Source organism: Yinghuangia soli (genome assembly GCF_021502675.1).
Taxonomy (GTDB): domain Bacteria; phylum Actinomycetota; class Actinomycetes; order Streptomycetales; family Streptomycetaceae; genus Yinghuangia; species Yinghuangia soli.
Genome location: NZ_JAKFHA010000025.1, coordinates 91,865 through 112,911, shown reverse-complemented (window position 1 = coordinate 112,911; position 21,047 = coordinate 91,865). Strand labels below are relative to the sequence as shown.

Below are 21,047 nucleotides of genomic sequence, written 5' to 3'. Positions count from 1 at the left end.
GCCCGGCCTGGGGCGTCGCTCCGTGCGGTCTCCCGCGCCGAACTCGGCCTTGCGCCGGGCCTCCCCCTCCCGTCGGCGGTTCGCGCCGCCGTTCCCCCGTATCCCCCGCGTACCCCTTGAGCGATCACCGTAGGGGCGCCCACTCACCAACCACTCAACGCCGGCGCGCTTTCCGGAGACCCGCGTTGACGGCTTGTCAGCTCTCTGCCTAACATTCCGACCGTCGGTATGTAAAAGGAGACCTGATGAGCTCACGCACGCTCATGCACGACGCACACCCGCCCGCGGCCGCCTCCCCGGCCGCCGCCCCCACCGCCGGAGCCGGCCTCGTGCTGCTGCTCGCCTGCGGGGGATCCTTCGTCTCGCTGCTCGACGTCACCATCGCGAACCTCGCGGTCCCGGACCTGCACCGGGACTTCACCGGCGCCTCGGTCGCCGACCTGACCTGGGTCATGTCGCTGTACGCGATCGCGTTCGCCGCCCTGCTGGCCCCCGCGGGCCGCATGGCCGACGTGGTCGGCCGCCGGCGCCTCTACCGGGTCGGCATCGTCGTCTTCACGCTCGCGTCCGCGGTCTGCGCGGCCGCGCCGAACCTCGAAGTCCTGCTCGCCGCACGGGTGGTGCAAGGCCTCGGCGCCGCGGCCCTCGTCCCGGCATCGCTCGCCATCGTGCTCGCCCAGATACCGCCGGCCCGGCGCGCCGCGGCGATCGGCGCGTGGGCGGCCTCGGCCTCGCTGGCCGCCGCGCTCGGCCCCAGCCTCGGCGGCGTACTCGTCGACCTGTTCGGCTGGCGCTCGGTCTTCCTGATCACCGTGCCCCTCGGCATCGCGCTCACCTGGCTCACCCGGGTGGCCGGCGACTCGCGCAGCGGCGAGCCCGTCCCCGACCTGGTCGGGTCGGCCATGCTCGCGGTCGGCATCGGCGCCCTCGTCCTCGGCGTCACCCAGGGCACCTCGTGGGGATGGACCGACCCGCGCACCCTCGCGTGCATCGCGGGCGGCGCGCTGCTGCTGGCCGGCTCGGTCGTCCGCTCGGCCCGGCACCCGCGGCCCGGCCTGGAGGTCGGACTGTGGCGCAGCCGCCCGTACGCGTACGCCAACCTCGTGTCCTTCTTCTTCGGGATGCTGCTCTACCCGTGGATGCTGCTCGGCGTCCTGTACCTCACCCAGATCTGGCACTACTCCGAACTGCGCGCCGGCTTCGCGATGACCATCGGCGCGGTCGTCTCGGCCGTCGCCGGACTGACCGTCGGCAAGCTCGCGCACCGCATCAACCCGCGGGCGGCGGTCATCGGCGGTTCCGTGCTGCTGGCAATCACTGCGCTGTGGCTGGGCCTTGCGGTGCCGACGGAGCCCGCGTTCGTGTCCCTGTGGCTGCCTACCGGTGTCCTGCTCGGCTTCGGCGTGGGTGCGGTCAGCACCGGCGTGTCCAGCGCCGGCGCCCTGTCGGTGCCGCCGCAGAAGTTCGCCGGGGCCACCGGCCTCAACCTGACGGCCCGACAGATCGGCGGCGCCCTCGGTATCGCGGTGCTGGCCACCGTCCTGGAAGGCGAAGCCGGGCAGGGGACCGACGGGTTCGCGCAGCTGTTCTTCATGTTCGCGGTGCTGTCGGTGCTCACCGGGCTGGCCGGACTCGGCCTTGCGGCGGGGCCGCCGGCCGGGAGCGGGGCGCAGGCGGCGCCGGCGGGCTCGGTAGCGGACTCGGGAACGGACTCGGGAACGGATTCGGCGGCGGGCACTGCCGCGGCGCGTGAAGGGGTCGCATCATGACGGGCACGGGCACGGGCATGGGCACGGGGATCGGCGGCGGGACGGGTGTCGCGACGCCGATGGACGACTCGGCGTACCGCCTGGACCGCGCCGAGGAGGCCGCGCTGCTGGCCGGGGCGCACTGGACCCGGATGGCGGTGATCGGCGACAGCATCGCCGAGGGCATCGGCGAAGCGACGGAAGGCTTCCCCGACCAGGGGTGGGCGGACTCGGTCGCGGAGGCGCTCGACCGGGCCCGGCCCGGGCTGGCGTACCTCAACCTCGGCAAGCGGGACCTGCGCGCGGACGCGATCAGGGCCACGCAGCTCGCCCCGGCGCTGGCGTTCGACCCCGACCTCGCGGTGGTCGTCGCGGGCGGGAACGATCTGCTGCGCAGCCGCTTCGAGATCGAGCCGGTCGCCGAGCACATCGAGGCGATGGTGACCGCATTCCGGGCCACTGGGGCGGACGTCGTCACGGTCGGGCTGTTCGATGCCTCGGGAAGCCCGTACATGCCCGAGGAGTTCCGCGGCGTCATGCGCGACCGCATCCACGAACTCAACGACCGCACGTGGGAGATCGCGCTCGCCCACGGCGCCGTGCACGTCGACTGCACGAACCACCCGGGGGCAGCCGACCCGGCCATCTACGGCAGCGACGGCCTGCACGGCAACCGCCGCGGGCACTCCTTCACCGCCGGTGTCGCGATCCGCACCCTCGGGGCGCGGCTCGGCAACGGCACGAGCGCTCGGCACTGAGCCCACGGCAGAGAGAGGTCCACCCATGGCAGCGCCGTACCCGTACCCGGACGCACGACCGGCGGGGTACGGCGCTGCGCGGACTGTTCCCTCCACTGCCGTCCGCAACCTTGGGCACGGGGGCAGCCCCGGGGGCAGGAGCGTCCCCGGGAGCGCCCCTGGGGCCGGCCACACACCTGGCCCGGTGGCCGCAACCGCATCGGCGGCGGCTCTAGGGCATCGCGGGGGAGTGGGGTTCAATAGACCGATGGGCACCTCGACGACCACCCGCACCCGCCGTACGCAGCAGGAACGCTCCGGGGCGACCACCGCCGAACTGCTGGCGGCCGCGCGCGGGCTGTTCGCCGCCGAGGGATACGCGGGCACCTCGCTGGACGCCGTCTGCGTGCGCGCCGGCGTCAGCAAGGGCGCGCTCTACCACCACTTCCGCAACAAGGAAGCCCTCTTCCACGCGGTGTACGTCGCGGAAGAGCAGGCCATCGCCGAAGCCGTCGCCAAGGCCTACCTCGCCGAGGCGGACCGGGACCGCTGGGACGCCGTCTTCGAGGGCTGCAAGGCGTACCTCATGATGTGCCTCGACCCCGGCGTGCAGCGCATCACGCTGCTCGATGCGCCCGGCGCCCTCGGCGTCGAGGCGGTCGACGAGGTCACCGCCCTGTGCGTCAAGCAGATGTACATCGGCGTCAAGCGCGCCATCCAGGCCGGGCGCCTCGAGGAGCGGCCCGTCGAGCCGCTGGCCCGCATGCTCTTCGGCGCGCTCAGCGAGGCCGCCAAGAACATCGGCCGCGCGGAGGACCCCGTCCTGGCCCGCGGCGAAGCCCTCGCCGAGCTGCGCCGCCTCTTCGATGCGGTCGGAAAGCCGGTTCCGGCGTCGGCCTGACATGCGGCCGGGGTGTCGTCCGGGCCCGTCCTTGGCGGCTCTCCCGGGTCTCCCGGGTCTCCCGGCTCTCCTAGGTCTCCCGGATTGCTCGGGCCGCCCGGTCGGCCGAGCCGCCCGATCTCGCCGGACCTCGCCCGGCCTCGCCCGGACTTACCCGATCTTGTGCGGTCTGCCGGGCGACACGGTCGGCGCGCCACGGCCAGGCCGGTTGCACCGCGGGACTACCGCCAGGTAGACACAAGGTCAGCAATTCCGCATGTCAGCACTGTTCGACTGCCGCGCCCGCGGGCGCGCCCTCAGCCTCCGAGGATCCGACGCATGGCGATGTTCCGCCGCAACCGGCCTGCCGCCGGTCAGCCCGCCCCCTACGGCCAGTCCGCCCCCGGGCAGCCGATGCAGAGCGGGCCGGGCGGAGCACCCGGCGCCGGGGGCGACGTACGGCAGATGCTGGTCGGCGCCCCGGTCGAGCGGATCCGCCTCGACCTGCGCCTCACCGTCACGCGCGGCGGCCCGCACATCGCGCCGCCCGCGCTCGCCTGGCCGCTCACCGACGAACTGGCCGCGGTCGCGTGCGTCCGGCTGCCGGACGGCGCCATCGTCACCGCCGAGGTGCCGATGGCCCAGGCGTGGGGCATGGCCGCCGAGGACGTGTGGCTCCAGTCCGCCACCAACCTCCGGTCCGAGCACTTCGCGCGCAGCGAGTTCGACACCGCCGCGGGCGTCCCGATGACCATGTTCACCGGCCAGGGCTGGCCCGGCACCGCACACCTCGGCCGCCTCGGCGAGGCCCTCGGCGAGGACCTGCCGTACGGCGCGCTCGCCACCCTGCCGGACGAGAACACCCTGCTGGTCATCCCCATCCGCAACCCCCGCGTCCTCGACCAGCTCGGCCAGATGTACGCCACCGGCCACGAACTCACCCGCGGCCAGCAGCCCATGAGCAGCCGCCCGCTCTGGTGGCACGAGGGCATCGTGGAACCCCTCGACGTCCAGTGGCACGGCCAGGCCGGGCAGATCTCCGGCTCGCCGCGCTTCAACCAGGTGATGAGCTCGATCCCGCAGCGCTGACCGCTGTTCCGGCGCCGCGGTGCCGGGTGCGCCTCGAGGGACGTGCGGGCGAACTTTGCGCGCATGATCCATTGAGGTCCCAGCGCGTCCGTTCTACCTTCCGGGCAACCGCATCGGCGACCGCCGTGCGGGACCGGCGAGGGGGACTGCGATGAGCGAACTCGACTTCGAAGGCCGCGTGGCGATCGTCACCGGGGCGGGTGCAGGGCTGGGCCGCGCGTACGCGCTGCACCTGGCACGGCACGGCGCCCGGGTCGTGGTGAACGACTTCGGCGGCGGCATCCGCGGCGGCGACGAAGGCTCGGCCGAACCGGCCGACGCCGTGGTGGCGGAGATCGTCGCAGCGGGCGGCGAGGCGGTCGCCAACGCCGACTCGGTGGCCACCCGGGACGGCGGCGAGGCGATCGTGGCCGCGGCGTTGGACACCTGGGGTCGTGTCGACATCGTCGTGAACAACGCTGGGGTCGCCCCATCCGGGGCCGGGGTCGACACGCTGACCGAGGAGGAGTACCGGCGCGTGCTCGGCACGCACCTGGACGGCGCGTTCCATGTGACCGGGCCTGCGTGGCGCTATATGCGGACGGTCAAGTACGGCCGGGTGGTCAACACGTGCTCCGGCTCGGTGTTCGGAATGCCCTTCGTGCTGCCGTACGCCACGGCCAAGTCCGCGATGATCGGCATGACGCGCGTGCTGGCGAGCGAGGGCGAGCCGGACGGCATCAAGGCCAACGCGGTCCTGCCGGTGGCCTGGACGCGCATGACCGCGTCCGGCTTCGAGCAGATCTACGACGCGCAGTTCGGGCCGGGCGGCGCAGCGCCCTTCCGCGAGACGTTCCGGCCGGAGGACGTGGCTGCGTGCGTGGGATTGCTGGCTCATGAACTCGCGCCGTGCAGCGGCGAGTTGTTCACGGCGGGGGCGGGTCGGGTGGCGCGGGTGGTACTGGGCGTGGTGCCGGGCTTCCGGCAAGACGGCGACTCGATGCGCACGCTGCTGGACAACTTCGGCGACGTGATGGACACGGGCCGGATAGCCGCCCCGGCGGGTTCGTTCGAGGAACTGGCGTACTACGCGGTGGATGCCTGGTAGCCGGGCGTGGATGGAGAGGGCCAGGGCGCGCCGTCCGGGGCGGTGGCCGGGCGGCCGGCAAGGACGTAGTCGCGGTACTCGTCGCCGGCCTTGGTCTCGTTCACCCAGCGTGCTCGGACTGCGCCGGTGCGGGCTTCAGCGGCCGCGACCGCGTCGAGGGGGTCGGTGGCGGTGAGCAGGTGCAGCCCGAAATCCTCCTCGCCGGCGTTGCCTTCGGCGGCCAGCGGGGGCAGGGAGGTCAAGTCCCAAGTGGCGCCGTCGGCGTCGATTGCCCTGTGGAGCCATGCCTCGTAGCCGTGGCCTGCGGGGCGCACTTCGACGTAGCCGACACCAGGGCGGTCGAGCGTGCCGACCGGCCCGAGGAACTGTTCGACGCTCTTGCCGCGGCCGAGGGCCGACAGGATGAAGGACTCTGCCAAGTAGCGCATGGCCGAACCCTACGGTTCCGGGTGGTCGGCGGTGAGGCGTGCGGCTTGGGCCTGGAGGTAGCGGCGTTCGGGGGCGTTGGGGGTCAGGGCGGCGGCCTCGCGGTAGGCGGCGGCTGCGGGGGCGTGGGCGCCGGCGGCTTCGAGGAGGTGGGCGCGGACCGCGACCAGGCGGTGGTGGTCGGCGAGGGTGCCTTCGGCCGCCAAGGCGTCCAGCGCCGCGAGGCCCGCGTCCGGGCCCAGGACGCGGCCGAGGGCGACGGCCCGGTTGAGGGCGACCATCGGGCCCGGGGAGATGCGTTCGAGCAGGTCGTACAGGCCCAGGATCTGCGGCCAATCGGTCGCGGCGTCCGATGGGGCTTCGTCGTGTACCGCAGCGATCGCGGCTTGCAGTTGGTACGGGCCTACCTCGCCTGCGGCCAGCGCCTCGGTGATCAGTGCGGTGCCTTCGGCGATGGCCGGGCGGTCCCACAGTGCGCGGTCTTGGAGGGGGAGCGCGACCAGGTCGCCCGCGGCATCCGTGCGGGCGGCGCGGCGGGCGTCGGTGAGCAGCATCAGGGCCAGGAGGCCCGCGGTCTCGGCGTCGTCCGGGAGGAGGTCGTGGACCTCGCGAGTAAGGCGGATCGCCTCGGCGGTCAGGTCGGTGCGCTGCAGTGCGTCGCCGGCCGAGGCGGTGTAGCCCTCGTTGAACATCAGGTACAGGACGTGCTGGACGACGCGCATGCGGGCGGCGCGCTCCGCCCGGGGCGGGGGCGCGAAGTGCGCGCCGGACTGCTTGACCTTCTGCTTGGCGCGGCTGATGCGCTGGGCCATCGTGGCCTCGGGGACGAGGAACGCCCGGGCGATCTCCAGCGTGGTCAGGCCGCCCACGGCCCGCAGCGTCAGGGCGAGTTGCGACGGCGCCGACAGATCCGGGTGGCAGCACAGGAAGAGCAGGGTGAGGGTGTCGTCGCGTTCGGCGGACTGCTCGGCGTCCGCGGCCGCCGACTGCCATGCGTCGTCCGGCGTCATCGCGAACGCGGCCGCCTCGCGCCGCGCCCGCGCCGACTCGCTGCGCAGGTGGTCGATCAGGCGCCGGGACGCCACGGTGATCAGCCAGGCGAGCGGGTTGTCCGGGAGGCCTTCGTGCGGCCATTGCCGGGCGGCGGCGAGCAGGGATTCCTGGACGGCGTCCTCGGCCGCGTCGAAGTGCCCGTAGCGGCGCAGCAGCGCGGCGAGGATCTGGGGTGCGGCGGCCCGCAGCATGGCCTCGGTCGCGGGGTCGAGGCGCAGTTCGTTCGTGGCGGGCTCGTTCGCGGGGAGCTCGGGCGTTCCGCCGGGGGAGTCCGTGCTGTCGTGCGTGCCGTCCGGTTCCTGCATGCGGCCATCCTGTCCGGACGGTGATCACCCGGGCAATCGGGCCGGTCACGGTGTGACGATGATCTTGCCGCGGATCCGGCCTGCTTCGCTGCGCCGGTGTACGTCGGCCAGCCTGTGCAGGGGTGCCGTCTCGCTGATGTCGGGGCGGACCTTTCCGGCATCGACGAGTGCGACCAGGGCGGCCAACTGGGCGACGTCGTTGCGGGCGACCATGTGCGTCGAGAACGTGCCGGACCCGGGCAGCGGTTCGATGGGCGTGGCGATGGAGATGATGCGGCCGCCGGGGCGGGCGAGCGGGGCGAGTCCTGCCGCATCGCCGGGGGCGAGAGGGACCAGGTTGAGGACGGTGTCGAACGCTTCGGCCGTGACGGTGTGCAGCGGGGTGGTGGTGTAGTCGAGGACGTGGTCGGCGCCCTGCCCGCGTACCGCGTCCGCACTGCGCGGGCTCGCGGTGGCGGTGACCTCGGCACCCGCGTACTTGACGAGCTGCGTGGCGAAGCCCCCGACGCCGCCGCCGGCGCCGTTGATCAGCACGCGCTCGCCGGCGGCGATGCGGCCGTGCTCGAACACGGCCTGCCAGGCGCTGAGCCCGGCGATCGGCAGTGCGGCCGCGTGGGCGAGGGGGAGCGAGGCTGGTGCCGAGGTGAGGGTGGCCGCGGGTGCGCACACGTACTCGGCGGCGGCACCGGCGTGGTCGAGGCGTCCCACTACCTGGTCGCCGACGCGGAAGGTGCTTACGTCCGGGCCGAGTTCGACGACGGTGCCGGAGACGTCCCAGCCCAGGGTGTGGGGGAGGGGCAGCGGCATGAAGGCCTGCAGAAGTCCGGCGCGCAGCGCGGCCTCGGTGGGATTGAAAGACGTCGCGGCGACGCGGAGCAGCACCTCGCCGCGGGCCGGGCGCGGGCGAGGGACGGGCTCGTGGCGGATCACCGAGGGGTCGCCGTACGAGTGGATGCGGGCAGCCATCATGTTCATGCCGGGAACGCTAGGGGCCGCGAGCGAGACGATCCATGCGTGAAACTGCCCGGTCGATACGTGTTCGTCTTGCTTGACTAGGCTCGGGACGTGGACGTACTGAGCGACGTGGTGGCGGTGGCCAGGACCGGGCGGCCGCGTGCCGCGCATGTGCGCTGGCACGCGCCGTGGGCGCAGGAGTTCGCGGCGGTGCCGGGGTCGGCCGGGTTCCAGGTCGTCCTGTCGGGCTCGTGCCGCATCTCGGCGCCGGGCGCCGAGCCTGTCGAACTCGGGGAAGGGGACGTGCTCTTCCTGCCGCATGGCAGCGGTCATGTGCTCGCGGACGGGGCGGGCGAGCTGCCGGCGGCTGGTGCACTGGTCGTACCTGGCGAAGCGTGTGGGCCGGACGACCGCCCTGGTGCCGCGCCTTTCGCGGCGGACCAGGTCGATCCGACCGGGCGCGGTGGCCCCGCGACCGTCCTGCTCTGCGGGGCTTACCAACTGGACCCGCGCGCCGCGCACCCGCTGCTGCGGGGTTTGCCGGACCGCATCCACCTGCGTGCGGACGCCGAGCGGCATCGCGAACTCGGGTTCGCCGTAGCGCTGCTCGCCGCCGAACTGGAGAATCCGCGGCCGGGCACGGACGCGGCCGTACCGGCTTTGCTCGACACGCTGCTTCTGTACATCCTGCGCATCTGGTTCGCCGAGCCGGCGGCGGGCGAATCACGTCCAAGTTGGTCGGCGGCTTTGGCCGACGCGCCCGTGTCGGTTGCGCTGGACGCCATCCACCGGGCCCCGGGCGAGCCTTGGACGGTCGCGAAGCTCGCCGCCGAAGCGGGCCTGTCGCGCGCGGCGTTCGCCCGGCGCTTCGCCGCACTGGTCGGACAGCCGCCGCTGGGCTACCTGACGTGGTGGCGCATGACCACTGCGGCGCGGCTGCTGCGCACGACGGACGCGCCGTTGCGGACGATTGCCGCACAGGTGGGCTACGCGTCCGAGTACGCCTTCGCCGGCACCTTCAAGCGCACCCGCGGGACGGCTCCCGGAACGTATCGGCGCGCGGCGCGGGAGGGTCAGTCCCAGGAGTTGAAGAGCACCGCACCGACGGTCTTCGGGTGCCAATAGGCGACTTGGGCGCGTTCCGCGGCGCTCAGCGCGGACGCGTCCGCCTCCGTGAACGGCGCGCACAGCTGCGGTGCGGTGAGGATGGTGAAGCCGTGGCGGGCCAGGGTGTCCGACCACTTCGGGGGATCCACGAATTCGTCCGCGTACCAGTCGAGTTGGTCGGCGGCGAAGGCGACGAGCGGCTGGTGGACGTGGAACAGCACGATGTGCGCGGCGTCGTGGACCCGGACCGTGGCAGAGTGGAAGGTACGCGGATAGGCCTGCGCGGTGAAGCCCTCGACCCGCCCGGCCGCGTCGCGCGCCGCGGCGTACAAGGCGGTGCGGCAGGTCGCCGCGTCGGTGACGGCCGGCGCGGGGTCCCGCGGGCCGTGGAAGCCGGTGATGCCCGCTTCGGGGCGGAACGGGGTCGGGGGCTCGTGCATGCGCTGCCTTCCGTTCAGAGCACGGTATAGCGCAGATGGGTGACGTTCTTGCCTTCGATGACCTCGGGGTCGGACAGGCGTACGGGAGTGCCGGACAGGTGGTCGAAGTAGCGGATCCCGCGGCCCATGAGCACCGGCACCAGCTCCACGCGTACCTCGTCGATCAGGCCCAGGCTCAGGCACTGCTGGATCACGTTTGCACCGCCGATGCCGACGGCCTTCTCGCCTGCCGCCTTCTTGGCCTGCGCGACGGCGCTCTCGAGGCCGTCCGTGACGATCGTGACCGGCAGATCGGGGCGCGGCCAGCCCGGCGGAACGCTGTGCGAGACGAGGAAGATCGGACAGCCGAACGGGTGATTGCCGCCCCAGCCGTCGGTCAGGTCGAAAAGGCGCCGACCGGTGACCACGGCGCCCACGGAATCGACCATCTTGTGCAGGTAGCCGGCGCTGGGCGGGGTCACTTTGAAGGTGAGGTCGGGGCGCGTCGTCGGGATCTCCACGTCGCCGTTGTCGTACCAGCCGAACAGGTCGTCGACCCGGTCGTCGGGGTCGGCGATGAAGCCGTCGAGCGACATCGTCATCGCTGCGATCACGGTGGCCATGAGGTGCTCCCGTCGCGGATCTGCGGTGCTGCGTGCTCTTTTAAGACTGCACCGCAGCCCCAGATTCATCGCCGCGCCGCGCGGAGCGGTCGTCCTGGGCAGATGCCCGAGCTGATCGATCCGACCGCGAGGCCGTGTGCGACGGCGATGCTCGCCGCGGCATTGCCGATTGCCGCCTCGCTCGGCATCACCGAGGCACTGTTGACCGTCGCGGACACCAATGTCGCATCCCGGCGCGTCATCGAAGCAAGCGACGCCGTCGCCGTGGAGGAAATGTGCGCATCGGCAACGATCGGGTCTCTTCGCCGGTGGGCGGGAGCCGGTGAACGCCAGGGTTGGCCGCATGATGCTGGAGCAGGCGGTCGCCGAGCAGCGTCCAGGGGAGCGGCGGACACCGGAGTTCGTGGTGTTCCTGCTGACGGCGGTCGCGGACGCGGGAATCCTCGCGGGCGGCATCTGGGCGCTGCTCAGGGCGAATTCCCGACTGGACGGCAAGGCCCTCACGAATGCCGAGCACCACGACCGGCTCGTCAACAGCGCGCTCATCATGACCGTGGTGCTGGTCCTGCTGGTGGCGATCGGGATCGCCTTGTTCGTGTTCCGCCATCCGGCGGTCGGCCTCGCGCACTTGCTGCCGGTGCTCGTCGCGGCGGTGCTGCTGTTGCAGGTGGCCGTCGACTCAGGCGACAAACCCCCAGGCAGGCCGAAGCCGGCCCCGTCACCGGCGTCGGACCCGGTGGCCTGCTACGGCGACTACAACCCGAAGGCTCCCCCCGAGTGCAACGCATAGCTGCTCAGTCGGTGTGGACGATCTGGATGAGGTTGCCGCAGGTGTCGTCGAAAACTGCAGTGGTGACCGTGCCCATCGCCAGTGGTTCCTGGGTGAAGGTGACGCCGCGGGCGGTCAGGCGTTCGTACTCCGCTTGTACGTTGTCGACGGCGAAGGAGGCTGCGGGGATGCCGTCCTCGACGAGTGCCGACGTGTACGGCTTTACCGCGGGGTGGCCGTTGGGCTCCAGGAGGAGTTCGGTGCCGTCAGGGGCCTCGGGGGAGACTACGGTCAGCCAGCGGGCCGCGCCGAGCGGGATCTCGTGCTTCTTCACGAAGCCCAGCACGTCGGTGTAGAAGCGCAGGGCCTTGTCCTGGTCGTCGACGAAGACGCTGGTCAGGTGGATCCTCATGGCCGGCTCTCCGGTGCTTCGGGGCTGAGCCATCGGGTGACGATGAGCTGCAGCGGTGCGGTGTCGAGATCGTGGAACTTGTAGCGGCCTTGGCGCCGGGTGACGACCAGGCCTGCCGCCTCCAGGACGGCGAGGTGCTGGCTCACCGCCTGGCGGGTCAGGCCGAGGCCGTGTCTGGTCACCAGCCGCGTGCATATCTCGAAGAGGGTCTGGCCGTCGCGTTCCACCAGTTCGTCGAGGATGCACCGACGGGTGGGGTCGGCCAGCGCCTTGAACACATCCTCGGTCACCCCGCCACCATAGGCAAGTCGTCACTTGCCTATCAAGTCGGGAGCGGGGGACTCGGGCGCGGCGGGGCTTCGCGGGCTTTCGAGCGCCCGGGGCTTGCGGGTGGGAGCGGGGAGTTGGCCGGCGACGATGGCGGCCAGGGCCAGAGCGAAGCCCAGGAGCTGGATCGGGCCGAGGGTCTGGTCCAGGACCGCGGCGCCGAGTACCGCGGCGACCAGGGGAGACAGCAGGCTCAGAACGGCGACCGAGGTGATGGGCAGGCTGGTGACGCCGCGGAACCACAGCGCGTACGTGAGCAGGCCGCCGACCAGGCCCAGCCACAGGTAGCCGAGCGCGGCCTGCCCGTCGATTGCGGGCGGTGCGCCTTCGGCGAGGAAGGTGACGGGCAGCAGGAACACGCCGCCTGCGGTGAGTTGCCAGCCCGCGAACGCGGTGGGGCCGACGCCTTCGGGGCGTCCCCACCGGCGTGTCAGGGTGAGGCCCAGGGCCATCGTCGCCGCGCAGGCCAGGCCGGCCGCGACGCCGACCGCGTCGAGTTGTGCGTCGGGGGCGATGACCACCAGGCCGACTCCGGCGGCCCCGGCCACACCCCAGAACAGGCGCCAGGCGGACAGGCGTTCGTGCAGGATCACAACGGCGAGGAAGGCGACGATGAGCGGCTGGGCGGCGGCCAGCGTCGCGGCGACCCCGCCCGGCAGGCGCTCCGCGGCGACGAACAGCAGCGGCAGGAAGATGCCGATGTTGAGGCCGCCGAGGACGGCGGCCTTGCCCCACCAGCGGCCGTGCGGGAGCGTGCGGGTGAGGGCGAGGGCGATCAGCCCGGCGGGCAGCGACCGCAGCAGGGCCGCGAACATCGGGTGCCCGGGCGGGAGAAGCTCGGTCGTGACGACGTAGATCGAGCCCCACACAGCAGGAGCGAGCGCCGTGAGGGCGACGCGGCGGAGATTGCCGGGCGAGGCGCCGCCGCCAGTGGACCCGCCGGGTATTGCCGGACTTGTCATGCCCGCAGTCTCGGGCGGGAGCGGTCGATGAGTCCAACACATGCTTGTCAGCTCATCGATCGTGGAGAGAGATTGATGTGGAGGACAGGTGGGTGGGGTGCCGTAGGGGGAGACGGGTGTGGCGGGGAGGGATGGGGAGGCGGGGAAAGCCGGCGAGTGGGGTGAAGAGAGTTATGTGGCGGGGGAGTTGCGGGTGCGAACGGAGGCGAGGGTGCGCGGTGGGACGGTGTGATCCGTCCGTCCGTCCGTGCGGTGCGGCAGGCGTGCTGGTGGGGCTGAGCGGTGGCGGGCCCTCGGGTGGGGTGGGTGCGGGACGGGATGGTGGCGGGCGTGAGGGGGTGGGGGCGCGGGGCGTACGACGGGCTTCGTGGGCCGGGCCCGGTTGGCGGTGGATGACTCGAGGGGCGGACAAGAGTGAGCCCCGTCCGGTGCGCGCGGCCCACAGCGGGCGTACCGGACGGGGCTGTTCGGGGGAGGCTCAGCCGGTGGCCAGGGCCTCGGTGGGGGTCAGGCGGGCGGCTCGGCCTGCCGGGTAGAGGCCGGCGACCGCGCCGACCAGAGCGGATGCGGCCACTGCGCCGGCGAGTGCGGCGATCGGGATGGCGAAGGGCCAGTCCTTGGCGGTGGCGTATGCGTATGTCGCGGCGCCGCCCAGCGCCGCGCCGGCGATGCCGCCCAGGCCCGCGAGTGTCACTGCTTCGGTGAGGAATTGCGTGCGGATCTGGCCGCGGTGGGCGCCCAGGGCCCGGCGTAGGCCGATCTCCTGGCGGCGTTCGAGGACGGCGATCACCATCGTGTTCGCCACGCCGACGCCGCCGACCAGCAGGGCCACGGCGCCCAGCCCGAGGAGGAGGGCGTTGAAGGTGTCCTTGGCCGCCAGTTGCGCGGCCAGGGCATCGGACGGGCGGGAGACCTTCACCTCGTTCGGGTTCTTCGGGTTCACGGTCGGGGCCAGGACGTCGCGGACCGCCTCGACCGCGGACTCCGCGGTACGGGTGTAGACGGTGGTGGGGTTGCCGGAGAACCCGAGGTACTTGATCGCGGCTTCCCAGCCGACCAGGGCCGAGACGTCCAAGTCGTCGGCGAGCGGTACCGGGTCGAGCAGGCCGATCACGGTGAACCACTGGCCGCCGAGCCAGACTTGCCCGCCCGGCTCGGTCACGCCGAGGCGTTTGGCCGCGGTGTCGCCGAGGACCACGGTCGGGAAGTTGCCGGTCGCCGCGTCCAGGAAGCGGCCGGCGCGCAGCTTGCCGCCGACCGTGCCGAGCAGGTCCTCGCGCGAGGCCAGCACCTGGATGCCGCCGGTGATGCCCGGCTCGATGCGGTCGTTGCGGCGTACGGTCGCGTCGGTCTTGCCGGTCGCGGTGGCGGATTCCACCGGGCCGATGCGTTCGACCATGGCGTCCGCATCGGACGGCAGTTGGGCCGCGGTGCCGGCGAAGCTCTGGCCCGGGGCGACGGTCAGGAGGTTGGTGCCCAGCTTCGCGATCTGGTCGGCCAGCCGGGCCTGGCTGGACGTGCCGATGCCGACGACCGCGACCATCGCGGCGACGCCGATCGCGATGCCGAGTGCGGACAGTACGGCGCGGAGCTTGCGCCCGCGCAGCCCGGACAGGCCGACGGCCAGGACGTCGCGGGGCCGCAGCCGGGCCGGGGTGGGCAGCTTCTCGGAGCGGGCGGTCATGCCGCGGTTCCCGCCATGTCGTCCTCCTGGATGCGCCCGTCGAGGATCCGGACGCGGCGCGGCAGCGAATCGGCCAGCTGCCGGTCGTGGGTGATCACCGCGATGGTGGTGCCCTGGGCGTTGAGGTCGCGCAGCAGCTGCACGACCGCGGCGCCGGACGTCGAGTCCAGCGCGCCGGTCGGCTCGTCGGCCAGCACGATGCGCGGCCGCGACACCACCGCGCGGGCTATCGCGGTGCGCTGCCGCTCGCCGCCGGACAGTTCGTGCGGCTTGTGGTCGAGCCGGTGCCCGAGGCCCACCCGGGTCAGCGCCTCCGCGGCGCGCTCGCGCCGCCGGGAGTGGCCGATGCCGTGGTACAGCAGGCCGGTCGCGACGTTGTCGAGCGCGCTCAGGTGCGGCGAGAGGAAGAACTGCTGGAAGACGAAGCCGATCCAGCGGGCCCGTACGGCCGACAGCCGGCGGTCCGACAGGGTCGCCACGTCGTGGCCGAGCACCTCGACCCGGCCGGACGACGGCCGGTCGAGGGTGCCCATGAGGTTCAGCAGCGTGGACTTGCCCGACCCGGACGGCCCGACGATCGCCACGAGTTCGCCCTCGCGGATGGTCAGGTCGGCGTTGTCGAGCGCGGTCAGCCCGCCCGGGTACGTCTTGCCCGCACCCTGCAGGGTGATGACCTCGCCGGGCGGTTCGAGGCCGCCGTGGCCGCCCGGGACGCCCGGGAAACCGGGCGCGGTCGAGGCGGGCGCCGCGGCCTGGCCCGGGATCGCCGGCGGCCCCGGTCGGCGGTCCCCGGCGGCGCCGGGGTACGCGTCGGGAGCGGTCATGCCGGCACCCGGACCTTCTGGCCGGCGCCGAGCCCCTCGCCGCTCACCTCGACACGGCCGTTCGCGAACAGCCCCGTCTTGACGCCGACCAGCTTGCGGCCGCCGGTCGCCGGGTCCACGACCTCGACCGCGTAGCCGCCCTCGGCGAGCGCGACGAGCGCGTTGACCGGGACCGAGAGGACGCCCTTGCGGCTCTGGCTCGTGAAGCCGACGGACACCGGGGCACCGTCCAGGCTGCCCGCGTCCTCGGGCTTGTCGAGCGTGACGGTCACCTTGATGGTGGCCTTGCCGCCCCCGCCCGGTGCGCCGGGCATGCCGCCGCCCTCCTCCTTCTCGGCGACCGTGCCGATCTCGGAGACCGTGCCCGCGGTGGTCTTGCCGTCCGGCAGCCGCACGGTGACCTTGTCGCCCTTCTTCGCCAGGCCCTGCTTGTCGACCGGCAGCTTCACGTCGATGCGGCGCCCGGTGCCCGAGACGGTGGCCACCTCGCCCTGCGCGGGCCCGCCGACCGCGGCCTTCACCTGGGTGACCCGGACCGGCCCGGACTGCACCGCGACCGCCGACGGGTCGACCCGGCCGGTCTGCGGCATGCCGAGCGACTTCTGCCAGCGCTTGACCGCGGCCGCGGTGCCCTCGGTGAACTTCCGGTCGATCGTGAGGTCCTTGCCGAACCCCAGCGCCGCCAGATTGGACTCCAGGACCTCCACGTCCGGGCCGTCCGCGACGCCCTTCTCGAGGGCGCGCCACAGCGGTGCGCCGCCGTAGAACAGCGGCACGGGCCGGCCGTTCACGGAGAACATGGTGCCGCCGCGCTCGATCACGTCGCCGACCTTGGGCAGGCCGGTGAAGATCCGCGGTACGGACGCCAGTTCCTCTTCCTTCTTGCGCTCCTTCTGCTCCGGGGTGAGCGCGGGCGGGCTGCTCGGCGGATTCGAGGCCGGCGGGTTGCCGGGCGTCTTCTGCGGGTCGGGCGCGCCGCCACCCCCGGTGCCGCCGCCGGTGCCTCCGGAACCGCCCGGAGCACCGCCGCCCGAACCGCCGCTGCCGCCGGAGCCGCCCGTGCCCCCGCCCGAGCCGTTGCCCGTGTCGGGCGACTGCGCGAAGACCGATTCGGTGCCGCCGTAGCCAAGCGTCCCGTCGACCTCGGCGTTGACCGTCAGGTCGCCCTGGACGACCGGGGCGGTCGCGCCCTGGTCGGGGGACTCCGAGGCCGCCTTGCCGGCGTTGTCGTTCGGCGCGAAGACCACGGCGCCGCCGACGCCCAGCGCGACGACCGCCGCCACGCCCGCGACCGCGATCGTGCGGGTACGCGCGGACTTGCGCGTCCGGCCGTGCGCGGCAGGCTCGGACAGGTCCGCGTGGTCGTCCGGGGTGAACCCGCCCGGGAGGGGGGCCGTCATCGGGTGACCGTCGCCGAGTTGAGGCCGGTACCGTCCCCGGCGCAGGCCTTCATGGCCTCGTCGACCTTCGCCTGGTCGCCGTCGATACCGATGGCCAAGCCGCCGTTCGGCTCCGGGTCGTTGACGTTGAGACCATGCTCACGGAGGCACTTGGCCATCTTGAGCTGCTTCTCGCGGTCCTCGGCCTTCTGCTTCTCGGTCACCTCGCCGCCGTTCGGCAGCCACTTGCGGCACGCCTCGGACGCCTTCTCGACCTTGGCCATCTCGGCGCTGCCCGCTTCGCCGGCCGGCATCGCCTGCATCATCCCGTCGGCGCTCGGGTCGGGCATGTCCACGCCGTTCTCCCGCATGCACTGCGCGTACTTGACCATGTCGCCCTTCTCGCCGGCCGCGGCACCGCCGCCGGTGCCGCCCTTGGCATCGGACGAGGCGCCGCCGTTCTTGTCGATCGAGGCGACCTTGTCGTCCTTGTCCCCGCCCCCGGAGGAGCAGGCCGAGAGCATCAGCACCGAGCCGAGCGCGAGCGCGGCGGTCCCGGTGAAGGCACGGTGCAGACGGCTGCGGTGGAGCAACGGGAGGTTCCGCATCGTGGGGTCCCTTCGGAGGGGGCGGCCCGCTGCCGCCCGGCGTGCCACCAGTTCTAGGGAGCAGGCGGTTGGCAGGCGGTTCGGACCGCGCTAACCGGTCGCTAACCGGCGGCGGCGGACTCTGGATCCGTCGCGCTTCCCCGGTGCGGCCCGGCCCCGGTGCGACGATTGATCTTGCGCGCCCGGCGCCCTGCACGATCGAGCAGGACGCGTACCCATCGGAGACGAGACCGGAAGGAGGCCGACGCCCCGTGAAGATCCTCATCGTCGAGGACGAGGAAGAAATGGCCGACCTGCTCGCGGACGGCCTGCGCAGACAGGGCTTCTCGGTCGACGTCGCCCGCGACGGCGCACGCGCCCTCGAACACGCCGCAGCGTCCGCGTACGACGTCGTCGTGCTGGACCGCGACCTCCCCGTGCTGCACGGCGACGCGGTCTGCCGGACCCTGGTCGCGACCCGCAACGGCGCCCGCATCCTGATGCTGACCGCGTCCGGCTCGCTGGCCGACCGGGTCGACGGACTCAACCTCGGCGCCGACGACTACCTCGCGAAGCCGTTCGCGTACACCGAACTGATCGCCCGGATCCACGCCCTGGCCCGGCGCGGCGGCGTGCAGAACGCCGGCTCCGTGCTGGCCGGCAAAGGCGTGGTGCTCGACCCGCAGCGGCACATTGCCGAGCGCGACGGGCGCCTGCTGCGGCTGAGCCCCAAGGAGATGGTCATCCTGCAGCTGCTCCTGGAAGCGGACGGCGGCGTGGTCACGCACGCCGACCTGCTCGACGAGGCCTGGGAAGAGGCCGTGGACCCGCGCAGCTCGGTGGTCAAGGTCGCGATGCACGGCCTGCGCCGCAAACTCGGCGACCCGCCGCTGGTCGAAGCGGTGCCGGGCGTGGGGTACCGGCTGTGAAGCGCATGAAGTCCGGCAAGCCCGTCGGGCTGCGCATCCGGACCCGCCTCGCCGTCCTGTACGGAGCGCTCTTCCTCGGCTGCGGCGCCGTGCTGCTCTTCGTGCAGTACCTCGCGGTGAACCGCATCCTGGGCGACCACAGCAGCGTGGTCACCTCGGCGCCGATCGAGACCACGGACCAGACCCCGATGAGCGGCCTGGTACCTGCCCAGCCCGCACTGCCCTCCGACGGCAGCACGACCGGCCCGAGCATGCCCGCCCAGCAGGCGACCGCGGTCGCACTGGCCCGCTTCGTCGACTTCAAGTCGATCGTGCTGGACGCCCTGGTCGGGCAGTCCCTGATCACCCTGGGCGTGCTCGCCCTGGTGGCCGTCGCACTCGGCTGGTGGGTGGCCGGCCGCTCCCTGGCCCGGCTGCACACCGTGACCGCCGCGGCCCGCACCATCTCCGAACGCAACCTGCACGACCGCCTCGCGCTGGTCGGACCGGCCGACGAGATCAAGGAACTCGGCGACACGTTCGACGCCATGCTCGGACGCCTGGACCGGGCGTTCGGCGCCAACCGCCGCTTCGCCGCCAACGCCTCGCACGAACTGCGCACCCCCCTGGCCCTGCAGCGCACCGCGCTGGAGATCCCGCTGGCGGAAGGCCGGGTCCCGGACGACCTCAAGCCGTCCATCGAACAGGCCCTGCGCGCCACCGAACGCAGCGAGAAGCTCGTCGACAGCCTGCTGCTCCTCGCCAAGGGCCAGCAGGGTCCCGCGAGTTACACCGAGACGGACATGGCCGGGCTGGCTTCCCATGCGGTCGACACCTACCTGGACGAGGCCGCGCAGCGCGGCATCGTCGTCACCACCGACTTCGGCCGCGCGCCGACCTCGGGGGACCCGGTGCTGCTCGAACAAGTGGCGGCGAACCTGGTGCAGAACGCGGTCCGGCACAACGAACCCGGTGCGGACGGCCGCGGGCACATCCAGGTGACCACGGGACGCTCGAACTTCGGCGTGGAACTGCGGGTGCTCAACTCCGGTCCCGACGTCGACCCGGCCGAGGTGGAGAACCTGTTCGAGCCGTTCCACCGCGGCAAGCAGGCCCGGCTGGCCGGACGCGTCGGGCGGACCGGCGGCAGCGTGGGCCTGGGCCTGTCGATCGTCCAGGCCGTCGTCGACTCGCACGGCGGACGCATCGACGCCGAGGCCCGCACCGAGGGCGGCCTCGTCGTGACCGTACGGCTCCCGGCCGCCTGACCGCGGCCGCGCCCGACCCGAAAACTCGGCAAACCGGGACGCCCCGAATACGCAGCAATCCGGGACGCCCCGACAACGCGGCCGGCCGGGACGCCCCAAGGACGTCCCGGCCGGACCCACCGCGCCCGCTCTAGACCCCCCGCTGACGGCGCCCGTAGGCCCCCCAGCCTCCGGGCCCGGCCGCGGCCGGCGCCCCGGACTCCGGGGCGGGCCGCGACAGGACCAATGCCACGGTGACCGCGGTGACCACGACGAGCACCGCGACCAGCGCCACCACGAAGGCCGGCACCCCCTCGACGAAGAACGCCGGAAGGGACGTGACGGCCGCCAGGATCCGCGACCCCGCGACGATCCGCGAACCGGTGCGGTCCGCCGTGCGCCACGCGTACACGACCGCGATCAACGTGATCACGCCGAGCACGCCGTCCGCGATCAGCACGCCCTGCGGCGGGCCTTCGGAGTCGCCCTCGCCGCCCGGCGCCCCGAAGAAGCTCGTGGCGCCGATCAGGCCGAGGAACACGGCGAGCCCGAGCCCGATCTTGTTCTTGCGGGTGAGCGGTTCCCGTACCCGGGATACCGCTCGTGCCTGTGCCTCGGTCATGTCCCCACCCCATCCCGTCCCATTCCGGTCCTGATCCTGATGCCGACCCTGAGCGTGATCGGCCGGCCACCGCCTCGCGGACTCCAGCATCGGGCCCGAGCCCGGACCGGCGCATCGGCGAAATCGCCCGGCGCACCGGGAAGTTCTCCCGGGCGGCCGGGAATACCGGACCCTCCCCGCCGGGACCGCGCTCGGCCATCATCGGGACATGGCCTCCGCGATTCCCGCTGCCCGCCCCATCCGGGTGCTCATCGCCGACGACCACCCGGTCGTGCGCCGCGGCATGAGCGCGCTGCTCGCCTCGCTGGACGGCGTCGCCGTGGTGGCCGAGGCCGCGAGCGGCGAAGAGGCTTTGCGGGAAGTGCAGTTGAGTCGCCCGGACGTCGTCGTGATGGACATCCAGATGCCGGCCATGGACGGCATCGAGGCCACCCGCAGGCTCGCCGCGCTCGCCCCGGGCGTCGCGGTGCTGGTCGTCACCATGTTCGAGGACGACGAGACCGTGCTGTCCGCGATGCGCGCCGGGGCCCGCGGTTACGTCCTCAAGGGCGCCGAGCAGGAAGAGATCCTGGCCAGTATCCGGGCGGTCGCGGCCGGGCAGGTCGTCATGGGGCCGCATGTCGCGGCACGGCTGCTCGGACACCTCGACCCCGCCCCCGGGCCTCCCGTCCCGTTCCCCGAACTCACCGCACGGGAAAGGGAAGTGCTCGACCGGGTCGCGCGCGGCGACAGCAACGCCCGGGTCGCCGCCGAACTCGCCCTGGCCGCCAAGACCGTCGCCAACCACCTGTCGGCCATCTTCGCCAAGCTGGAGGTGGGCAGCCGGGCCGAAGCCGTGATCCTCGCCCGGGAGCACGGCCTGGGCGGCCCCGGACCCGGCGCCCGCCCGTGATCCGGC

General features: G+C 72.9%; 23 protein-coding genes. 10 read left to right on the top strand and 13 right to left on the bottom strand.

The features are described 5' to 3' along the window. Window positions 1-245: 245 nt before the first annotated feature. The 5 genes from LZ495_RS31225 (at window position 246) to LZ495_RS31205 (ending at window position 5,541) form a co-directional block, all read left to right on the top strand. Window positions 246-1,769 (top strand): DHA2 family efflux MFS transporter permease subunit, encoded by a 1,524-nt coding sequence (locus tag LZ495_RS31225; RefSeq protein WP_235056310.1) that lies wholly within the window; start codon window positions 246-248, stop codon window positions 1,767-1,769. Beyond that, complete coding sequence (locus tag LZ495_RS31220; RefSeq protein ID WP_235056309.1) at window positions 1,766-2,506, top strand: SGNH/GDSL hydrolase family protein; 741 nt, start codon at window positions 1,766-1,768, stop codon at window positions 2,504-2,506. Before LZ495_RS31225 ends, LZ495_RS31220 begins: the two co-directional genes overlap by 4 nt. A gap of 247 nt (window positions 2,507-2,753) precedes the next feature. Beyond that, on the top strand, window positions 2,754-3,386 hold the full coding sequence (locus LZ495_RS31215) for a TetR/AcrR family transcriptional regulator (protein WP_235056308.1): 633 nt from the start codon (window positions 2,754-2,756) through the stop codon (window positions 3,384-3,386). Window positions 3,387-3,704: 318 nt separating this feature from the next. After that, window positions 3,705-4,454, top strand: coding sequence for a DUF1444 domain-containing protein (locus LZ495_RS31210; protein ID WP_235056307.1), 750 nt, complete (start codon window positions 3,705-3,707; stop codon window positions 4,452-4,454). 151 nt (window positions 4,455-4,605) lie between these two features. Continuing rightward, complete coding sequence (locus LZ495_RS31205; protein WP_235056306.1) at window positions 4,606-5,541, top strand: SDR family NAD(P)-dependent oxidoreductase; 936 nt, start codon at window positions 4,606-4,608, stop codon at window positions 5,539-5,541. On the opposite strand, the gene LZ495_RS31200 is transcribed toward LZ495_RS31205, so the two are convergent. The 3 genes from LZ495_RS31200 to LZ495_RS31190 all read right to left on the bottom strand — a co-directional run bounded on the left by LZ495_RS31200 (window position 5,520) and on the right by LZ495_RS31190 (window position 8,300). Beyond that, window positions 5,520-5,969, bottom strand: a complete 450-nt coding sequence (locus LZ495_RS31200) for a hypothetical protein (RefSeq protein ID WP_235056305.1) — start codon at window positions 5,967-5,969, stop codon at window positions 5,520-5,522. The genes LZ495_RS31205 and LZ495_RS31200 overlap by 22 nt on opposite strands. A 9-nt stretch (window positions 5,970-5,978) precedes the next feature. After that, a complete protein-coding gene (locus LZ495_RS31195; RefSeq protein ID WP_235056328.1) occupies window positions 5,979-7,211 on the bottom strand; it encodes an RNA polymerase sigma factor in 1,233 nt (410 codons plus the stop codon). Between the two features lie 159 nt (window positions 7,212-7,370). Then, window positions 7,371-8,300, bottom strand: a complete 930-nt coding sequence (locus LZ495_RS31190) for an NADP-dependent oxidoreductase (RefSeq protein WP_235056304.1) — start codon at window positions 8,298-8,300, stop codon at window positions 7,371-7,373. A 90-nt stretch (window positions 8,301-8,390) separates the two neighbouring features. Here LZ495_RS31190 and LZ495_RS31185 point away from each other — a divergent pair, with 90 nt between their 5' ends. Then, window positions 8,391-9,404, top strand: a complete 1,014-nt coding sequence (locus LZ495_RS31185) for an AraC family transcriptional regulator (protein WP_235056303.1) — start codon at window positions 8,391-8,393, stop codon at window positions 9,402-9,404. Here LZ495_RS31185 and LZ495_RS31180 read toward each other — a convergent pair. Together LZ495_RS31180 and LZ495_RS31175 are read right to left on the bottom strand one after the other, a co-directional pair. Further along, window positions 9,353-9,826 (bottom strand): hypothetical protein, encoded by a 474-nt coding sequence (locus tag LZ495_RS31180; protein ID WP_235056302.1) that lies wholly within the window; start codon window positions 9,824-9,826, stop codon window positions 9,353-9,355. The two genes, LZ495_RS31185 and LZ495_RS31180, sit on opposite strands and share 52 nt — an antisense overlap. 14 nt (window positions 9,827-9,840) lie before the next feature. Next, complete coding sequence (locus tag LZ495_RS31175) at window positions 9,841-10,428, bottom strand: dihydrofolate reductase family protein (RefSeq protein ID WP_235056301.1); 588 nt, start codon at window positions 10,426-10,428, stop codon at window positions 9,841-9,843. Window positions 10,429-10,771: 343 nt separating this feature from the next. Between LZ495_RS31175 and LZ495_RS31170 the strand changes: the two genes are divergently transcribed. After that, on the top strand, window positions 10,772-11,218 hold the full coding sequence (locus LZ495_RS31170; RefSeq protein ID WP_235056300.1) for a DUF6234 family protein: 447 nt from the start codon (window positions 10,772-10,774) through the stop codon (window positions 11,216-11,218). Between the two features lie 4 nt (window positions 11,219-11,222). Here the strand turns inward: LZ495_RS31170 and LZ495_RS31165 are convergent, their stop codons facing one another. The 7 genes from LZ495_RS31165 to LZ495_RS31135 all read right to left on the bottom strand — a co-directional run bounded on the left by LZ495_RS31165 (window position 11,223) and on the right by LZ495_RS31135 (window position 17,393). After that, window positions 11,223-11,609 (bottom strand): VOC family protein, encoded by a 387-nt coding sequence (locus LZ495_RS31165; RefSeq protein WP_235056299.1) that lies wholly within the window; start codon window positions 11,607-11,609, stop codon window positions 11,223-11,225. Further along, a complete protein-coding gene (locus tag LZ495_RS31160) occupies window positions 11,606-11,899 on the bottom strand; it encodes an ArsR/SmtB family transcription factor (protein WP_235056298.1) in 294 nt (97 codons plus the stop codon). Before LZ495_RS31160 ends, LZ495_RS31165 begins: the two co-directional genes overlap by 4 nt. Before the next feature lie 21 nt (window positions 11,900-11,920). Continuing rightward, entirely contained in the window at window positions 11,921-12,898 is a 978-nt protein-coding gene (locus LZ495_RS31155) for an EamA family transporter (RefSeq protein ID WP_235056297.1), read from the bottom strand. Window positions 12,899-13,376: 478 nt separating this feature from the next. Next, a complete protein-coding gene (locus LZ495_RS31150) occupies window positions 13,377-14,582 on the bottom strand; it encodes an ABC transporter permease (protein WP_235056296.1) in 1,206 nt (401 codons plus the stop codon). Then, complete coding sequence (locus LZ495_RS31145; RefSeq protein WP_235056295.1) at window positions 14,579-15,406, bottom strand: ABC transporter ATP-binding protein; 828 nt, start codon at window positions 15,404-15,406, stop codon at window positions 14,579-14,581. Before LZ495_RS31145 ends, LZ495_RS31150 begins: the two co-directional genes overlap by 4 nt. Then, window positions 15,403-16,806, bottom strand: a complete 1,404-nt coding sequence (locus LZ495_RS31140) for a peptidoglycan-binding protein (RefSeq protein WP_235056294.1) — start codon at window positions 16,804-16,806, stop codon at window positions 15,403-15,405. Before LZ495_RS31140 ends, LZ495_RS31145 begins: the two co-directional genes overlap by 4 nt. Beyond that, complete coding sequence (locus LZ495_RS31135; RefSeq protein ID WP_235056293.1) at window positions 16,803-17,393, bottom strand: hypothetical protein; 591 nt, start codon at window positions 17,391-17,393, stop codon at window positions 16,803-16,805. Before LZ495_RS31135 ends, LZ495_RS31140 begins: the two co-directional genes overlap by 4 nt. 251 nt (window positions 17,394-17,644) lie before the next feature. Between LZ495_RS31135 and LZ495_RS31130 the strand changes: the two genes are divergently transcribed. After that, window positions 17,645-18,301, top strand: coding sequence for a response regulator transcription factor (locus LZ495_RS31130; RefSeq protein ID WP_235056292.1), 657 nt, complete (start codon window positions 17,645-17,647; stop codon window positions 18,299-18,301). 5 nt (window positions 18,302-18,306) lie between these two features. Continuing rightward, entirely contained in the window at window positions 18,307-19,548 is a 1,242-nt protein-coding gene (locus LZ495_RS31125; protein WP_235056327.1) for a sensor histidine kinase, read from the top strand. Between the two features lie 130 nt (window positions 19,549-19,678). Here LZ495_RS31125 and LZ495_RS31120 read toward each other — a convergent pair whose 3' ends face one another. Beyond that, window positions 19,679-20,149: a hypothetical protein gene (locus LZ495_RS31120; protein WP_235056291.1), complete on the bottom strand. Its 471-nt coding sequence runs from the start codon at window positions 20,147-20,149 to the stop codon at window positions 19,679-19,681. Window positions 20,150-20,357: 208 nt separating this feature from the next. On the opposite strand from LZ495_RS31120, the gene LZ495_RS31115 reads away from it, so the two are divergent. After that, window positions 20,358-21,041: a response regulator transcription factor gene (locus tag LZ495_RS31115; protein WP_235056290.1), complete on the top strand. Its 684-nt coding sequence runs from the start codon at window positions 20,358-20,360 to the stop codon at window positions 21,039-21,041. The last annotated feature ends 6 nt before the right edge of the window (window positions 21,042-21,047 follow it).

What these genes read in the sequence shown, in the direction of transcription:
- LZ495_RS31225 (WP_235056310.1), top strand. Translation starts at nt 246, where the DNA reads ATGAGCTCACGCACGCTCATGCACGACGCACACCCGCCCGCGGCCGCC.
- LZ495_RS31220 (WP_235056309.1), top strand. Translation starts at nt 1,766, where the DNA reads ATGACGGGCACGGGCACGGGCATGGGCACGGGGATCGGCGGCGGGACG.
- LZ495_RS31215 (WP_235056308.1), top strand. Translation starts at nt 2,754, where the DNA reads ATGGGCACCTCGACGACCACCCGCACCCGCCGTACGCAGCAGGAACGC.
- LZ495_RS31210 (WP_235056307.1), top strand. Translation starts at nt 3,705, where the DNA reads ATGGCGATGTTCCGCCGCAACCGGCCTGCCGCCGGTCAGCCCGCCCCC.
- LZ495_RS31205 (WP_235056306.1), top strand. Translation starts at nt 4,606, where the DNA reads ATGAGCGAACTCGACTTCGAAGGCCGCGTGGCGATCGTCACCGGGGCG.
- LZ495_RS31200 (WP_235056305.1), bottom strand. Translation starts at nt 5,969, where the DNA reads ATGCGCTACTTGGCAGAGTCCTTCATCCTGTCGGCCCTCGGCCGCGGC.
- LZ495_RS31195 (WP_235056328.1), bottom strand. Translation starts at nt 7,211, where the DNA reads ATGCTGCGGGCCGCCGCACCCCAGATCCTCGCCGCGCTGCTGCGCCGC.
- LZ495_RS31190 (WP_235056304.1), bottom strand. Translation starts at nt 8,300, where the DNA reads ATGAACATGATGGCTGCCCGCATCCACTCGTACGGCGACCCCTCGGTG.
- LZ495_RS31180 (WP_235056302.1), bottom strand. Translation starts at nt 9,826, where the DNA reads ATGCACGAGCCCCCGACCCCGTTCCGCCCCGAAGCGGGCATCACCGGC.
- LZ495_RS31175 (WP_235056301.1), bottom strand. Translation starts at nt 10,428, where the DNA reads ATGGCCACCGTGATCGCAGCGATGACGATGTCGCTCGACGGCTTCATC.
- LZ495_RS31170 (WP_235056300.1), top strand. Translation starts at nt 10,772, where the DNA reads ATGATGCTGGAGCAGGCGGTCGCCGAGCAGCGTCCAGGGGAGCGGCGG.
- LZ495_RS31165 (WP_235056299.1), bottom strand. Translation starts at nt 11,609, where the DNA reads ATGAGGATCCACCTGACCAGCGTCTTCGTCGACGACCAGGACAAGGCC.
- LZ495_RS31155 (WP_235056297.1), bottom strand. Translation starts at nt 12,898, where the DNA reads ATGACAAGTCCGGCAATACCCGGCGGGTCCACTGGCGGCGGCGCCTCG.
- LZ495_RS31150 (WP_235056296.1), bottom strand. Translation starts at nt 14,582, where the DNA reads ATGACCGCCCGCTCCGAGAAGCTGCCCACCCCGGCCCGGCTGCGGCCC.
- LZ495_RS31145 (WP_235056295.1), bottom strand. Translation starts at nt 15,406, where the DNA reads ATGACCGCTCCCGACGCGTACCCCGGCGCCGCCGGGGACCGCCGACCG.
- LZ495_RS31140 (WP_235056294.1), bottom strand. Translation starts at nt 16,806, where the DNA reads ATGACGGCCCCCCTCCCGGGCGGGTTCACCCCGGACGACCACGCGGAC.
- LZ495_RS31135 (WP_235056293.1), bottom strand. Translation starts at nt 17,393, where the DNA reads ATGCGGAACCTCCCGTTGCTCCACCGCAGCCGTCTGCACCGTGCCTTC.
- LZ495_RS31125 (WP_235056327.1), top strand. Translation starts at nt 18,307, where the DNA reads ATGAAGTCCGGCAAGCCCGTCGGGCTGCGCATCCGGACCCGCCTCGCC.
- LZ495_RS31120 (WP_235056291.1), bottom strand. Translation starts at nt 20,149, where the DNA reads ATGACCGAGGCACAGGCACGAGCGGTATCCCGGGTACGGGAACCGCTC.
- LZ495_RS31115 (WP_235056290.1), top strand. Translation starts at nt 20,358, where the DNA reads ATGGCCTCCGCGATTCCCGCTGCCCGCCCCATCCGGGTGCTCATCGCC.